15 protein-coding genes are annotated in these 14,629 nt (G+C 50.3%); 12 read left to right on the top strand and 3 right to left on the bottom strand.

Features of this window, described 5'->3' with window-relative positions:
- Positions 1-22: 22 nt before the first annotated feature.
- The 8 genes from GYMC10_RS07255 (at position 23) to GYMC10_RS07290 (ending at position 7,923) form a co-directional block, all read left to right on the top strand.
- A complete protein-coding gene (locus tag GYMC10_RS07255; RefSeq protein ID WP_041621943.1) occupies positions 23-286 on the top strand; it encodes a hypothetical protein in 264 nt (87 codons plus the stop codon).
- 1 nt (position 287) lies between these two features.
- Positions 288-1,490, top strand: coding sequence for a glycosyltransferase (locus tag GYMC10_RS07260; protein WP_015733958.1), 1,203 nt, complete (start codon positions 288-290; stop codon positions 1,488-1,490).
- Between the two features lie 23 nt (positions 1,491-1,513).
- Positions 1,514-2,551, top strand: coding sequence for a glycosyltransferase (locus GYMC10_RS07265; RefSeq protein WP_015733959.1), 1,038 nt, complete (start codon positions 1,514-1,516; stop codon positions 2,549-2,551).
- Between the two features lie 9 nt (positions 2,552-2,560).
- Entirely contained in the window at positions 2,561-3,712 is a 1,152-nt protein-coding gene (locus GYMC10_RS07270; protein ID WP_041621944.1) for a DegT/DnrJ/EryC1/StrS family aminotransferase, read from the top strand.
- Positions 3,709-4,884, top strand: coding sequence for an ATP-grasp domain-containing protein (locus GYMC10_RS07275; protein ID WP_015733961.1), 1,176 nt, complete (start codon positions 3,709-3,711; stop codon positions 4,882-4,884). The genes GYMC10_RS07270 and GYMC10_RS07275 overlap by 4 nt, the downstream gene beginning before the upstream one ends.
- Positions 4,885-5,055: 171 nt before the next feature.
- Positions 5,056-5,613 carry a dTDP-4-dehydrorhamnose 3,5-epimerase gene (gene rfbC, locus GYMC10_RS07280; protein ID WP_015733962.1) on the top strand — a complete coding sequence of 186 codons (558 nt, stop codon included), beginning with the start codon at positions 5,056-5,058 and terminating at the stop codon, positions 5,611-5,613.
- Positions 5,614-5,619: 6 nt separating this feature from the next.
- Positions 5,620-6,606 carry a dTDP-glucose 4,6-dehydratase gene (gene rfbB / locus GYMC10_RS07285; RefSeq protein WP_015733963.1) on the top strand — a complete coding sequence of 329 codons (987 nt, stop codon included), beginning with the start codon at positions 5,620-5,622 and terminating at the stop codon, positions 6,604-6,606.
- Positions 6,607-6,792: 186 nt separating this feature from the next.
- Complete coding sequence (locus tag GYMC10_RS07290) at positions 6,793-7,923, top strand: YhcN/YlaJ family sporulation lipoprotein (protein ID WP_015733964.1); 1,131 nt, start codon at positions 6,793-6,795, stop codon at positions 7,921-7,923.
- Positions 7,924-8,021: 98 nt separating this feature from the next.
- Here the strand turns inward: GYMC10_RS07290 and nagA are convergent, their stop codons facing one another.
- From nagA to GYMC10_RS07305, 3 genes are read right to left on the bottom strand one after another with little or no spacing between them, the layout of a single operon-like run.
- A complete protein-coding gene (nagA, locus tag GYMC10_RS07295; protein ID WP_015733965.1) occupies positions 8,022-9,209 on the bottom strand; it encodes an N-acetylglucosamine-6-phosphate deacetylase in 1,188 nt (395 codons plus the stop codon).
- Positions 9,206-9,934 carry a glucosamine-6-phosphate deaminase gene (nagB, locus tag GYMC10_RS07300; RefSeq protein WP_009591745.1) on the bottom strand — a complete coding sequence of 243 codons (729 nt, stop codon included), beginning with the start codon at positions 9,932-9,934 and terminating at the stop codon, positions 9,206-9,208. The genes nagA and nagB overlap by 4 nt, the downstream gene beginning before the upstream one ends.
- Positions 9,935-9,937: 3 nt before the next feature.
- A complete protein-coding gene (locus GYMC10_RS07305) occupies positions 9,938-10,813 on the bottom strand; it encodes a MurR/RpiR family transcriptional regulator (protein WP_015733966.1) in 876 nt (291 codons plus the stop codon).
- 289 nt (positions 10,814-11,102) lie between these two features.
- Here GYMC10_RS07305 and GYMC10_RS07310 point away from each other — a divergent pair, with 289 nt between their 5' ends.
- The 4 genes from GYMC10_RS07310 to GYMC10_RS07325 all read left to right on the top strand — a co-directional run bounded on the left by GYMC10_RS07310 (position 11,103) and on the right by GYMC10_RS07325 (position 14,613).
- Positions 11,103-11,327, top strand: a complete 225-nt coding sequence (locus tag GYMC10_RS07310) for a helix-turn-helix domain-containing protein (RefSeq protein WP_006208732.1) — start codon at positions 11,103-11,105, stop codon at positions 11,325-11,327.
- A gap of 279 nt (positions 11,328-11,606) precedes the next feature.
- Positions 11,607-11,879, top strand: coding sequence for a hypothetical protein (locus GYMC10_RS07315; protein ID WP_015733967.1), 273 nt, complete (start codon positions 11,607-11,609; stop codon positions 11,877-11,879).
- 179 nt (positions 11,880-12,058) lie between these two features.
- Positions 12,059-13,831: a sensor histidine kinase gene (locus GYMC10_RS07320; RefSeq protein WP_015733968.1), complete on the top strand. Its 1,773-nt coding sequence runs from the start codon at positions 12,059-12,061 to the stop codon at positions 13,829-13,831.
- A complete protein-coding gene (locus GYMC10_RS07325) occupies positions 13,828-14,613 on the top strand; it encodes a response regulator (protein ID WP_015733969.1) in 786 nt (261 codons plus the stop codon). The genes GYMC10_RS07320 and GYMC10_RS07325 overlap by 4 nt, the downstream gene beginning before the upstream one ends.
- The last annotated feature ends 16 nt before the right edge of the window (positions 14,614-14,629 follow it).

Genomic DNA, 14,629 nt, shown 5'->3' on the forward strand with positions numbered 1-14,629 from the left:
TAAAGAGCAAAGGGTGAGACGAATGAGAGCAAGGAAAAAAAATGGCGGTGCTGCGTTGAAGAGAAAAGGAATCCGTGGAAGAGGCTTAAGAGGGAAGGGGGCGAATCGAGTTTTTGGGGGAAAGAGAAGAAAAGGTCCAGGAAGAATAGCTCCGCGACAAACGGCTGCCGAATACAATCAATCCTATGATGCGGGGTTTGATAAAGCGTATAACGAAGGATTTAACGTTGGTTATGCGGAGGGTATGGAGGCCGGTCATCAAGAAGCTTATAAAGGAGAAGGATAAGATGGCTTTAAGAAAAAAAATAAGGCCTCGAAAGCGAGCTGGAAAACGAAAACACCATCCTGTTCGTCTTAGCGCATATCAAAAGGGCAGTTTAGACGGTTTCCAGCGGGGAAAAGAGGAAGGGCTCGCTCAAGGGCGCGCCGATGCCCACAAAAGGTCCCAAACCGCTGTTGCCGTCATCGAGACGGCTCTGCCCAAGATGGACGTTCTGGTTATCGCGGCAGGCATGATACCGTCACTTGAAATCGGCGTTATCCAGCCCCTCCGAACGCTGAATAAACAAGAGAACCTGCAATTCGACGTGAAACTGGAAACCGACGTGACCCACGAAATGATTGCGGCCGCGAATATGATTGTATTCGTTCGCAATGTGGAACCGGCGGCCTATGCATTACTAGAGCTGGCCCATCAGCTGAATAAAAGGACGGTCTATGTTATTGACGATAATTTCCTGGAGATTCAGCCAACAACTCCGGTGGGCGAATATTACAACGATCCGATCCGTCGAGAGACGTTTATTAAGTTTTTGAAAAACACGCAAATCATTAAAGTCGATGCACCTGATCTCGGCACCTATATTCATGAGCGGTACAATAGACACGTGATTTACTTCCCTGCCAGCATCGATTTCGAGTGGCTGGACCAGAACGTGAAGGCGGATAAGGATCAGGGGCAAGTGGTCATCGGTTATGCAGGAGGGGACAAAGAGGAAGATTTCGTGCCCGTCATTTCAGCGTTGAACAAAATTTTGGATTATTATGGGGGATTCGTGAGATTAGAATTTTACGGCTACCTTCCGCCTTCGCTGGCTGATCATCCAAGCGTCAAATATGAAGGCGGGGGAATGGAATACAAGGAGTTTTTGAAAAAGCTAAATCAAAGCAACTGGAACATCGGGATTGCGCCGCTTGCGAACAATTCATTTAACAAGGGAAAAACGAATACCAAATTCCGTGAATACGGTGCCTGCGGCATTCCGGGCATATACTCGAAGTCTCCTGTTTATACGCACTGGGTCGAGCAGGGCGAAACCGGCTACCTGGTTGAGCATACCGAGCAGCATTGGTATGAAGGAATCAAGGCGATGATTGAAGATCCGACGATGCGGCAGAGAATCAAGGAGAATGCGCATAGGTCAGCCCGTCAGCATTTTTCACTTCAGACATGCATCGATAATTGGAAGAAATTCATATTCAAAACGTAAAAATCGGGGGAGAGAGCGGGAACATGGGGAAAAGAGGGAAAAGAGGGGATATAAACGTACTCATCGTCGGATCGGAAAAAATCGCTTCCTATAAAATCGGCATTGAGCAGCCGCTCCGCCATCTGGAGAAGATGGGAGTCTGCGACTTTGACGTCAGATCCGATGATGAGATGGACAGATCAAGGCTGGCTGAAGCGGATATCGTCCTCTTCTTCCGAACGGTTCAGCCCGAAGCTTATAAGTATCTGGAGATGGCCCGGGAGATGGGAAAAAGAACGGTGTACGTGATCGACGACCATTTTATCGCGATGTCTCCGGGTTCGGATATGGGACGATATTATCATGATTCTTCACGAAGAAAGACGTATGTTAAATTTCTGAAAAACGCCCAGACCGTAAAGGTTGCTTCCAGTTTTTTTGCCAAACATCTTGAAACGCATTTTAGTCCCCAAAAAATAGTTTATTTTCCGGGAAGCGTTGATTTCTCCGTTATTTCCGGTTTGAAAAAGAACCGTAAAGAAGAAGGGAAAGTCGTAATCGGGTATGAAGGCGGAAAAAAACAAGTGGCTTTTGAACCCGTTATCGGGGCATTGCACAAAATTATTGGGAAGTACGGGGATAAACTCAGAATCGAGTTCTGCGGGTATGTTCCCGAGGAACTCCGGGAGAAGCCGCAGGTGTTTACGGAATCCTACGATGAGAACTATAAAAACTTTCTGAAGCGTCTTTACCGGTCCAACTGGGATATCGGGTTAGCGCCGTTGGAGCGAACGCTGCTGCATGATTGCAAAAGCAACAATAAATTTCGCGAATATTCCGCTTGCAGGATTCCGGGTATATATTCTTCTTCTCCGGCTTACGAGGAATGGGTTGCCGGGAAGGAAAACGGCCTGATTGTTTCCGGTGAGAGCGATGATTGGTACGAAGCCATGGTCCAACTGATCGAACAGCCGGAACTACGGCAGAGCATCGCGGAACATGCCGAACAAGTAGCATGGGCGAATTTTTCAGTGGAAGCTTGCGCCGAACGATGGCGTTCACAAATTCTAATGTCGGAATGACGAGGGATTATGAAAGGAGAGGTTCACTTGGACCATAAGCTGATACCCGTTCTTCAACCGAGTATAGGTCAAGAGGAGATCGACGCTGTGGCAGATGTTTTACGGTCGGGATGGCTTGGACTTGGCCCCAAAACGGAACAGTTCGAGCAGGAATTTGCCAAGTATGTCGGCAGCCGTTTCGCGGTTGCGCTCAATTCTGGTACGGCCGCGCTCCATCTGGCCATGGACATTTTGGGTATTGGGCCGGGTGACGAGGTCATCGTGCCTTCCATCACGTTCATATCCACTGTCCATGCGGTTAGCTATGTGGGAGCAACGCCGGTTTTTGCGGATATTGAACCCGATACGATGAACATATCACCGGAAGATATCAAGCGGAAGATAACAGATAAAACCAAGGCAATTATCGTCGTTCACATGGGCGGGCATCCCTGCGATATGGATACCATCCATGAGTTGGCTCATGCGAATGGAATTAAGGTAGTAGAAGATGCTGCGCATGCATGCGGCGCGGAATATAAAGGCAAAAAGATCGGTTCCATCAGCGATATTACCTGCTTCAGCTTTCATGCCGTCAAAAATTTGACGAGTGGTGAAGGCGGCGCAATTACCTGCAATACCGAGTGGATGAACCGTAAGCTGCGTGAGAAGAGGTGGGTAGGCATTTCCCGCGATACGTGGATACGGTCGTCACATGAGAAGGTGTATGCATGGCAGTATTTCGTTGATGACGTAGGATACAAATATCATATGAACGACATGCAGGCTGCCATCGGGCTCGTTCAGTTAAATAAGCTGAGCCAATTGAACGGAAGACGAAAAGAAATAGCGGCTCGTTACCAATCCGAACTGAAGGATTTGGAATGGCTGGAACTTCCTCGTGAACAGCCGTATGCTCAAAGCTCCTGGCATTTGTTCCAGGTTAAATTCAGCAAGGAAAGCCAGAGGGACCGTATGATTGGACACTTGCAGGAACACAATATCGCGACGGGCGTCCATTATTATCCGTGCCATCTGCATCCGAGCTACCTGCATCTCAAAGCGATCGTGCCGCTCTCCTCCGAGATCTGGAAAAGAATTCTGACCCTTCCTATTCATCCGAACATTACGGAGGAGGACTTGGATCGGATCATAACCCGTATAAGGGAGTTTAAGCCATGAGAAAACTGTTGGTTCTAGGTGCGGGAATCTCCCAGCTCCCATTAATTGAAACAGCGAAAAGAATGGGATTATACGTTATTGTTGTGAGCCGCCAAGGAAACTATCCCGGGTTTGCCAAGGCAGACAAGGTTTACTACGAGGATACGACCCATATGGATAAGATTGTCGAAATCGCCCGGCATGAAGGAATTCATGGAATCTGTACAACGGGTACGGACGTGGCCGTCAAGTCGATCGGCAGAGTCGTGGATGAATTGGGAGTAAGCGGATTGAGTTATGAATCCGCTCTTCTCTCCTCAAATAAATGGAAGATGAAACAGGCTTTTATGAAACATGGCGTACGAACGGCACGATTTCTGAAAGTCCAAACCTTGCAGGAAGCTTACAGCGCTTTCGAAGTATTGTCGCCGCCGCTTATCTTTAAGGCAGTGGACGGGGGAGCAAGCAAGGGCATTGTGAAGGTTGCCGATATGGCCCATGTGGAATACGCATTTGAAACCGTGCGCAAGGACACGAAACTGGATTTTTTCATCGTTGAAGAGTTTATTGAAGGAACCGAGTTTGGCGCACAGGCATTCGTCTACGATAACCAAATTCAATTCATCATGCCGCACGGGGATTTCGTCTTTTATGGGGATACCGGTGTTCCCATCGGTCATTATGTCCCATATGAATTGCCCGAAGAAGTGCAGCAAGATCTGTTTTCCCAATTGAAACAAAGTATCGAAGCGCTGGAATTAAATCATTGCGCAATCAATGCGGATTTTATTTTGAAAGACGGGCATGTGTATGTTCTTGAAATCGGAGGCAGAGCAGGAGCTACATGCTTGCCCGAACTGGTGTCCACTTTCTATGGATTCGATTACTATGAGCAGATCATCAAGGCTGCTCTTCGCATGAATCCGTCATTTCCCTCTCATACTTCACAGCCTTGTGCGTGTGAATTACTGATCTCCGATAAAGATGGGGATATCACGGGACTTGAGAACGGAAATGATCAGCATGAGAATATTATTCAAATATCATTTGATTATCATATAGGTGAGAAGGTAAATAAATTCAGGGTTGGCACTGACCGAATCGGCCAGATCATCGTGAAAGGGGACCGTTTGGAAGAAGTGCTGAGCCTGCTGGAAGAAGTTAAAGAGAAGATAAGAATCGATTTAGATTAGATCTTATATATATCATTGCGAAATCTCGATCTGCAGCGGCGATCGGGATTTTTGCATCGGGGAGCGTTATTGCCTATATCCTAATTAGGGATTAGACATATAAATAATCGAGAGAGCGGCAACCGATGTTTTCGGTAAAGCTCTCTCAAATCCATGTACCGGAGGCAGCAGATGAAAATCACGGATACAAAGCTCCAAGGCGTGAAACGGATTGAACCGACCGTTCACCAAGACCATCGGGGATTTTTTATGGAAAGTTTCAATGATCGAGTTTTTAAAGGATGCGGCATTAACGACCATTTTATTCAGGACAATCACTCGATGTCACGTGAGGCAGGTGTTATTAGAGGGCTGCATTACCAACTGTCTCCCGAGGGACAGACGAAATTGATCCGCGTTGTAAGCGGGGCGATCTATGATGTGGTCGTTGATATTCGGTCGGGTTCCCCTACCTATGGACAATGGCAAGGTTTTATCTTATCCGCAGCCAATTACCTTCAACTTCTCGTTCCCAAAGGATTTGCCCATGGTTTTTGTACCCTTGTCCACGATACGGAGGTCATATACAAGGTCGATGCCTACTATTCGCCAGAGCATGATCGAGGAATAGCCTGGAACGATCCGGATCTCAATATCGATTGGCCTGTGAACAAACCTGTTCTCTCAGACAAAGATTCAAAGCATCCTCGATTGGCTTTGGCAGAAAATAATTATATATACGAGGGGTGAGGTCACATGAAGATCGTTGTCACAGGCGGTGCGGGATTTATAGGCAGTAACTTTATACGATATATGCTGTCTCAACATCCGAATGACGAATTTATTAATGTGGATAAACTAACGTATGCCGGCAATTCAGGAAATCTGAGCGAAGTGCGGACGAATCCCAAATATCGTTTTGTGAAAGCGGATATCAGAGACCGGGCAGCTTTAGAACCCCTCTTTAAGGAGGGGGTTGATGCGGTCGTTAATTTTGCGGCTGAATCCCATGTTGACCGCAGCATTTTGCAGCCTGAATTGTTTGTCTTGACGAATGTGGCAGGAACTCAGACGCTCCTCGATCTGTCGAGGCAATATGGAGTCGGCAAGTTTGTCCAGGTCTCTACCGATGAGGTCTATGGAACGCTGGGAGCCGCCGGCCTATTTACCGAAGAATCACCGCTTCAACCGAACAGTCCGTATTCTGCAAGCAAAGCAGGCGCCGATTTGATGGTTCGAGCTTATTATGAGACGTTTGGATTACCGATCAATATCACGCGCTGTTCAAATAATTACGGCCCATATCAGTATCCTGAAAAGCTAATACCGCTTATCATTTACAATGCTTTGCATAACAAGCCCCTTCCGGTATACGGCGACGGTTTGAACGTTCGCGATTGGCTGTACGTGGAAGATCATTGTCGAGCTGTCGACCTGGTTTTGCGCCAGGGTGTCGACGGCGAAATATATAATATCGGAGGACATAATGAACGGAATAATTTGCAGGTTATTCGAACGATCCTGTCTGAACTGAACAAACCCGAAACCTTGATTCAGCATATCAAAGATCGTCCCGGACATGACCGCCGTTATGCGATAAATGCAGATAAGATAAAGAAGGAACTCGGTTGGGCTCCACAATATCATTACGAAAGCGGCATTCGTGAGACGATTCGATGGTATCAGGAGAACCTGGCTTGGGTGGAACAAGTTCTTGAAAAGTCAGCAGACAGCGGTCATTAAGAAGGACTTCTTTAATTGAATGGATTAGTTAATGAAATGATCGCCGATGATTCCATCGGCGTTTTTTGTGCATAAATGGCCTGTAGCGCATTTTTCTCCATGTTAAAACCTTTCAGCATACCACTTCTGTCGCAAGGTCATCCTATACGATGTTAACACACTCATTATAGAGATGGAGGATGAATCATGATTAAATCCAAGGCCCTCAACCTGACCGTCTCCGCGGCATTACTGCTTAGTATGGCTGCAGTAGCAGGATGCGGTAACGCCAATGACGGTAACACGACACGTACGAACAATGTGGACGGTGGCCGTGTCGGTGTGAAATCCGTGCGTAATAATAACCTGCACGTGCGAAACACGCAGCAGCATGACCTGACGAACCTGAAGTACAGCAAAACGCTGTCCAAAAAAGTGTCAGATATCAGTGGTGTGGGACCTGCACATGTTTTCGTGACGAATCACACTGCGTATGTTTCGCTGTCCAAAGATGGCGCAAACACCAACAGTATTGACGGGCATGTCACAGGCTTGAGCACTCCAAACCGTTATACAGACGGCCGGACGACGACAGGCATGAACAGAACAAATGTTAGGAACCGTACGTTCGGAACTTCGAGCACGGGCAGTGTGGGCCTACTGAACAACATGGCTAGGGGTACAGAACGTGTCGTGGGAAATACCACGCGTGCTGTAGAAAACACAACAGGGCTTGGTCGCACGGCTGATAACCGTGGCTTCGGTGTAAATGGAACGACAACCCATGGCGGATTTGGGGGCAGCAATTATAATACGTTAAACGGAACACGTACGAATGGACTTATGGGTACTAACGGCACACGTACTGACGGACTTATGGGAACGCGCACTGATGGACTTATGGGTACTGACGGTTTACGAACCAACAGCCTTACAGGAACTAGGGGAACGACTAATAACACCTATATGGGAACAGGCATCAATGGCGTTCCTTATGGAACTTACAACAATAACAACATGGGTATGATGAGTACTCGTGAAGAGGTTCCTCAGCATGTTCATAATGAAATAACGAACAAAATTCGCAAAACCGCTCCACATATCAGTCAAGTATATGTTTCCGCAGATGAAGGATTTTATCAGCATGCCCGTCGTTTTGGAACGGATGGTCGTGCAGCGAACACGGTTGGTACGCTTTCGCGCGATTTCGGCACATGGATTAACCGCGTATTCCCGCTTCATGTTGGCGGTCGTGACGGAATGAACGATACCCGCGGCAACCTGATGAAGAATGATACGGATGACGGTTGGTTTGGCGGTAATCGTAACAGCCGGTAAAACTTCAATACCAAAAGGAGCTGCCCTTTAGGATGTGAAAATCATCCCTAAAAAGGCAGCTCCTTTCCTATATTTGCTATAGGTCATGATCAATCAGATTAATGTTTGCGTTGTCCTTGAATCCAGACGCCTTGAAGCTCCAGGTCGCTGGAGAGCACCAGTACGTCGGCAAGTTTGCCGGACTCAAGGGATCCGGTGCAGTCATCGATGCCGATTTTTCTGGCGGGATTGAGGCTTCCGACCCTGGAGGCCTGCTCAATGCTCAAACCGACCTCTCGGACCAGCAGCTGGAATCCTTTGATCATCGTCAGCGTGCTGCCAGCCAAGCTATCCTTGTTGCTCTTGAGCGTGGCGATGCCGTTCTCGACAACGACCGGCAGATCGCCAATCGTATATTCGCCGTCAGCCATACCGGTAGCGGACATCGCATCGGTGATCAGAATCAGGTTGCCGTCCTGTTTCATGCGGGCCAGAATCCGAATGGCAGCCGGGTGAACATGGATGCCGTCGGCGATGATTTCGCAGCTTAGGCGATCATCGCCCAGCATCGCACCCACCACGCCAGGCTTGCGGTGATGCAGTCCTGTCATCGCATTAAACGTATGCACGCCATGGCTCAGTCCTGCCTCAACGGCGGCCTCCACTTCCTCGTAGGTAGCATCCGTATGACCCAGTGCGGCCACGATCCCGTGGCTGCTGAGCCAGGAGATAGCCTTCAGCGCTCCTTCGCGCTCCGGTGCCAGGGTCACCTGGCGGATCAGATCCGGGTATGTGGACACCCATTCTTCCAGCCAGTCGATATTGGCATGGACGATATGCTCCGGATTTTGTGCGCCTGGCCATTTCGGACTGATGAAAGGACCTTCCAGATGTGCGCCTACCAGTTTGGTATAAGGCATGCCTTGGCTGCGGTAGTCGTTAACTTCCCGAAGCACATGGTCGATGGCTGCCTTCGGCGCCGTCATCGTGGTGGCGAGCATGGACGTGGTTCCCTGGGAGCTGTGGAATGACGTGATTTTATCCAGGACATCCTTACTTGCATCCATGAAATCTTCGCCGTTGCCGCCGTGCACGTGGATATCAATAAATCCGGGAATAATGTAGCCGTCGGGTTGGTTGATCACTTCCGCTGCAGCCTGTTTAAGCTCGGCGGGGAGCCCGGAAACATCGCCGGCGTAAGCAATGTCCTTACCTTGGATCGCCAGCACGCCGTCTGCACAGAAGCCGTCTGGCGTCAAGACTTGACCGTACAACAATTGGACCGAATCTTTGCGTTCGCTGCTCATACCAGCAGTCTCCCTGCGCCTTGATCCAGAAGGACGACAACGTTCGGATGACATTGAAGCAGCGATGCCGGACACTCTGTGGTAATCGGCCCCGTCAATGCGCGGTGTACGATTTCCGCTTTATCCTCTCCTCGAACGAGCAGAAGAATTTGGCGGGCCTTCATGATGGTGGCAACGCCCATGGTAATCGCGTGCGTCGGGACATCGTCCAGGGTTGGGAAGAATCTTGCATTGGCGTTGCGTGTTTTTTCTTGCAGCTCAACCACATGGGTACCGCCGCTTAAGGATTCGCCAGGCTCGTTGAAACCGATATGTCCGTTATGTCCAAGGCCGAGGAGCTGAAGATCAACCGGGCCGTATTCTTCGAGCATTTTGTCGTAATTCAGGCATTCTGCTTCCGGATCGGCAGCATTGCCGTTCGGCACATGGGTGCGATCCATCTGGATGTCGACATGATTGAAGAACTTCTCATTCATGAAAGTGCGGTAGCTCTCGGGATGATTCTCCGGAAGGCCTACATATTCGTCCAGATTATATGTCGTGGTTTGGGCGAAGCTGACCAGCCCCTGACGGTTCATTTCAATCAGCTTGGCATAGAGCCCAACCGGCGTGCTTCCCGTAGCCAATCCAAGCGTGGCGCGCGGATTAGTGTGCAGCAGGCTGGAAATCAGGTTAGCGCCTGTTTGCACGAATTGTTCTTCGTCGCGGAATGTGTAAATATTCATTGGTTATTGTCCTCCTCGGCTTTTGCGATAATTTTGAACATTAAGATATGATTGCTCCAGTCGGGGGACATACGTGGAGAAGTCCCGGCTGGCCATTCCCATGAATAGGATGTCTATAATGTGAAGCTGAGCGATACGCGAAGCCATATCACCCCGGCGCATTCCTTCCTCGAGCGACGATGAATACAGCGTAATATCCGCGAGGGCGGAGATCGCGCTGCTCCGGTAAGAGGTGATGCTGATCGTGAAGGCGCCGGCGTCTTTGGCACAGGCCAATGCATCGATGGTCTCCGGCGTTTCGCCGGAGTAAGAAACGGCAACGGCCACATCGCTTGAGGTCAGTGTGGAGGCTGACGTGATCTGCATATGGGAATCCGCAAAAGCGGTGCAGTTTTTTCCGATCCGGATCAGCTTTTGGTAAAAGTCCTGCGCCACGATGGAAGAGGTCGCCACGCCGTACAGATCAATGCGTTTCGCGCGGCACAGGGCATCCACGGCACGCTCCAGCTGACCGAGATCAAGCAACTCCGTCGTATCCCGGATGGAAGTCAGATGATTGGATTCGATCGCCTCGACGATCCCGGCCAGCGGGTTGCCCGCCACGATGTCCTGATAGCGCGTGTTTCCCGTGCGCGAGGCCATTTCGGCATGAGCGATCTCGGCCGCAAGCTTGAGCTTAAAATCAGGATACCCCTTACACTGAAAATTCTTACAAAAACGAGTTACGGTGGCAGCGCTGACCTCGCACTGATCGGCAAGATCCTTAATGCCCATATGCACAATCTCGGATGGGGCTGTCAAAATGAATTCCGCGAGCCGTCGTTCCTGACGGGGCAGACTTTCCTTTTCGACAGAAATAATATGCAAGATTGGTGTCATCACAAGCCTCCTTTAAGGTTCCCGGTGAGCTTATTGCCTGGGCATAACGAATGGGATTTCGTTCTGAAAATTATTTTTAAAAATATGAAAAAAATAAGAAAATAATTTTTACACCCCCATCATAGACCAACAAGCGGTGGGAAGCAAGGATAAAAATCGCTGATACGGGCCAAACGCCCAATTTATTCGCCTCTTTCGCACCTTCCCCCTTGATCTTACATAAGATGAGTTGACTGTATCCCTTAACCTTGTTAGACCACACATACCCGGGCAAGGAGGGGTGACACCATTGAAGGGGACCGACCATAACAGCAAGTTCTTGTTAACCCACCGTGAACGCGAAGTGTTTGAATTGCTTGTGCAGGACAAAACGACTCGCGATATCGCCGGGCAGTTGTTTATTAGCGAAAAGACGGTGCGTAACCACATCTCCAATGTCATGCAGAAATTAAACGTCAAGGGCCGTTCGCAAGCTGTCGTTGAGTTGATAAAACTCGGTGAGTTGAAGATCTGACACCATGCCGGTTGCATGAACGAAAGCACAGCGAAAGCCTTCCTTCCCGTTAGCTCGGGAGTGAGAAGGCTTTTTTGTGTTTCGGCTCCAAGAATCCGGTTATCGAGGGTGACGGATAATGAGCAGGAACCTCTATTAACAATGAAGATATGGTAAAATGTTGGCAGTTGGTGTTGGAGGCAGTGACGATCGTTTGGGTCGAGCTTGGAATGCAAACCTGCATATCGTTTTGTAGCTGTTTTGTACAAATAGCCTGCACATGTCGGAGGTGGAATAAACATGGGATGGATGATCGGGATTACGGCCGGAGCCGTTCTGGTTCTCTTGGTATTGATAGGGTTTGGACGCAAGCGAAGCAGCGGAAGAAAGGGCAATGTCATCCAGCTGAAATCCAAAACGCGATCGAGCAGCGGGCAGCGTGGACAAGCCTGCAGCAAGTGCCGCCGCAAGCGACCGCTGACCTTTTATGCGGATGATTCCGGTGCCGTAAGAGGGCTGTGCACCGATTGCAAAAAGGAGCTGGGTCGTCATCAGGAATTGTATCCCGTATAGCGGAAGTTTCAGCGGTATATAAGAGGAAGTGCGAGGGAAAAATAACCTGCCCGCACTTCCTCTTTTTATAGTAATAAAGTACATATGGCTTCCGCCCCTGCAGATGAGCGAGGACTCCCTAACTTCTTCAAGATTGTGTATAGTGAATTACAGTTCCAAGCGAAAGGGAGGGTAAGCACGTGAACAGGTTTGGCAGGCTGAATACGCTGCGGAATCAAATCTTCCTCGGGTTTATGCTGGTGATGATCATCGTGTTGGCATTAGTCGGGGTTTTTGTATATGACCAGGTTTCCGCCCTTCTGCGCAACAGTGCCGAGAAGCATATCCAGCAGACGGCCGTGCAGGCCACGGGCAAGCTGGATGCGCTGCTTAAGCAGGTGGATACGCTGACGGCCCAAGTGTCCACGAACGCAACGGTTCAGCGTTATCTCGCGCAGGAGACCGCAGGTCATCCGATTACGTTCGGAGAACGGCAGTCCCTGCAGCAGGAGGTTCGCAAGTATGAGGCATACGCTACGGGCATCCGGTCGCTTGAATTGTATACAACGGATTATCGGCGGCTGTTCCCGCTCGACGAAGGCAGTTTGACCAGCCGGGTCGGGGTCGATTGGATTATAGCGGCTGACAAGGGCATGGGGAAGCTGGTTTGGTTCGGCCAGGATCCCCGGGATCCCGACGTAGTGGTAGCGGTACGACGAATCCGGTTGATCGACCATTCTTTTATGCATGGCGGGTACCTGCTCGTGAAGCTGGAGAAGGATTATTTTGCGCTGACGGATTCCGCGGGCGGCATGGGCAGCGATTCGCGTGAAACGATGGGGCTGTTTGATCAGGCGGGCCATGAAATCTCGTCGGATTTTGCGACGGCGGTGGATTCGAGGGCGGTTCTGCACCGCGAAGGAGAGACCGTTACGGTCGGCGATGAGGACTATATCGCCGTACAGAGGCAGTCTGCGGCAACGGGCTGGAATTTGGTCATCCTGACGCCAGTAGACTATACAACCGAAGGGATATCGGTGCTGCGGACCGCGATAATCGTATCCGGAGGCGTCGGTGCGCTGCTGTTTCTGATCTTGAGCTTTATTCTGACGACGATGATCATCAGGCCGATTCTCAATTTGATCAAAGCCATGCGCGGCGTGAGGCTGGGAACGCTGAAGCCCATTGCCGTCACCTCGAAGACGATGGAGATCAATGAGCTTAACAATTCGTATAATCAGATGGTGGATTCCCTGAACGAATTAATCGAGGTCGTGTATCAGAAGGAGATCATTCAGAGCCGGACGGAGCTTAAAGCGCTGCAGGCGCAGATCAATCCGCACTTTCTTTTTAACACCTTGGAAGCGTTTTACTGGGCGCTCGACGATCAAGGCGAAGAAGAACTGGCCCAGATCGTGGTCGCCATGTCGGGATTATTCCGCTACGTCATCAATCGCAAAGACGAGGATGAATGGGTATCGGTGCGGGACGAGCTGGATCATGCCGAACGTTATTTGATGATTATGAAAATGCGGATGCTCGACCGGTTATCCTGGAGAATCGAGGCGGACGAAGCCAGCAAGAACGTGCCGATTCCAAAGCTGCTGATCCAGCCGATCGTGGAAAATGCGATCCTGCACGGCGTCGAGCAGCGACTGGGGCCAGGCACCGTCATTGTGCGCGCGCAAGCCTCCGATCAACCGGGTTACACGGTTGTTTCGATTGCCGACGACGGACCCGGGATGGACGAGGAGACCGTGGCCTCGTTATATTCCTCCATGGAAAAAGGGTATGCGGAATCCGCTAAAAAGAGCGGTGTCGGCATAGCCAATGTCGAGCAGAGAATCCGGCTGTATTACGCTTCCGAGCAGGCTGGCCTGCGCATTCACAGCGTGCTCGGTCAGGGGACGACCATTTCATTTCAAATACCGAACGATTTCCCGGCTATCGACGGGGAGGGGGAGAAAGCATGAAAACGATACTGATCGTGGATGATGAACCAAGAACGAGGGAAGGGGTAGGAAAGACCCTGGAGGCGTGGTCGTCCGGCCGATGCAACATCGTGACGGCTACAAGCGGCGTAGAGGCGCTGGAGTGGCTGCAGGAGCAGGTGGCGCATCTGGTGGTAACGGATATCCGCATGCCGGAAATCGGGGGGCTGGAGCTGATTGAGCGATTGCATGAACTGGAGCATCCGCCAGTCATTATCGTCATATCCGGCTACTCGGAGTTCGACTATGCCCGCAAAGCGCTGCAATACGGGGTCGTGGATTATCTGCTGAAGCCGCTGGATAAGCGGAAGCTGGTAACCGCGGTTGAATCGGCGCTGGAACGGCGGGAAAAGATCGATCGGATTGAGCGGATGGAGAAACTGGTCGACCCCAAGCTGCTGGAGGCGGCGCAGCAGGATAAGGGATACAGCGTCCAAGTGCAGGAAGCGCTGAAGTACGTGGATCAGCATCTTCAGGAACCGGTATCGCTGAAGGAAGTGGCGGAGGTGCTTCATCTGAATTCCAGTTATTTCAGCGTGCTGTTCAAAGAGCAGACCGGGCTCACGTTCAGCGAGTATCTGACGCGCCGCAGGGTGCAGCGGGCCAAGGAACTGTTGGCGGGGACGCCGCTGCCGATCTCGGAAATTGCGGAGAAGGTCGGATACCAGACGGCAAAATATTTCGTGAAAGTGTTCCGGGACCTTGAGGAAGTAAGCCCAAGTCAATATCGCCACAGCGTTTCCGATAGCGGAGAGGAAATCTAATAAAAGTGGAATTAGT

Origin of the sequence: Paenibacillus sp. Y412MC10, from assembly GCF_000024685.1 — a bacterium.
GTDB lineage: Bacteria > Bacillota > Bacilli > Paenibacillales > Paenibacillaceae > Paenibacillus_AQ > Paenibacillus_AQ lautus_A.

What these genes read in the sequence shown, in the direction of transcription:
- GYMC10_RS07315 (WP_015733967.1), top strand. Translation starts at nt 11,607, where the DNA reads ATGGGATGGATGATCGGGATTACGGCCGGAGCCGTTCTGGTTCTCTTG.
- GYMC10_RS07270 (WP_041621944.1), top strand. Translation starts at nt 2,561, where the DNA reads ATGAAAGGAGAGGTTCACTTGGACCATAAGCTGATACCCGTTCTTCAA.
- GYMC10_RS07260 (WP_015733958.1), top strand. Translation starts at nt 288, where the DNA reads ATGGCTTTAAGAAAAAAAATAAGGCCTCGAAAGCGAGCTGGAAAACGA.
- nagB (WP_009591745.1), bottom strand. Translation starts at nt 9,934, where the DNA reads ATGAATATTTACACATTCCGCGACGAAGAACAATTCGTGCAAACAGGC.
- rfbB (WP_015733963.1), top strand. Translation starts at nt 5,620, where the DNA reads ATGAAGATCGTTGTCACAGGCGGTGCGGGATTTATAGGCAGTAACTTT.
- GYMC10_RS07265 (WP_015733959.1), top strand. Translation starts at nt 1,514, where the DNA reads ATGGGGAAAAGAGGGAAAAGAGGGGATATAAACGTACTCATCGTCGGA.
- nagA (WP_015733965.1), bottom strand. Translation starts at nt 9,209, where the DNA reads ATGAGCAGCGAACGCAAAGATTCGGTCCAATTGTTGTACGGTCAAGTC.
- GYMC10_RS07290 (WP_015733964.1), top strand. Translation starts at nt 6,793, where the DNA reads ATGATTAAATCCAAGGCCCTCAACCTGACCGTCTCCGCGGCATTACTG.
- GYMC10_RS07255 (WP_041621943.1), top strand. Translation starts at nt 23, where the DNA reads ATGAGAGCAAGGAAAAAAAATGGCGGTGCTGCGTTGAAGAGAAAAGGA.
- GYMC10_RS07325 (WP_015733969.1), top strand. Translation starts at nt 13,828, where the DNA reads ATGAAAACGATACTGATCGTGGATGATGAACCAAGAACGAGGGAAGGG.
- GYMC10_RS07305 (WP_015733966.1), bottom strand. Translation starts at nt 10,813, where the DNA reads ATGACACCAATCTTGCATATTATTTCTGTCGAAAAGGAAAGTCTGCCC.
- GYMC10_RS07275 (WP_015733961.1), top strand. Translation starts at nt 3,709, where the DNA reads ATGAGAAAACTGTTGGTTCTAGGTGCGGGAATCTCCCAGCTCCCATTA.
- rfbC (WP_015733962.1), top strand. Translation starts at nt 5,056, where the DNA reads ATGAAAATCACGGATACAAAGCTCCAAGGCGTGAAACGGATTGAACCG.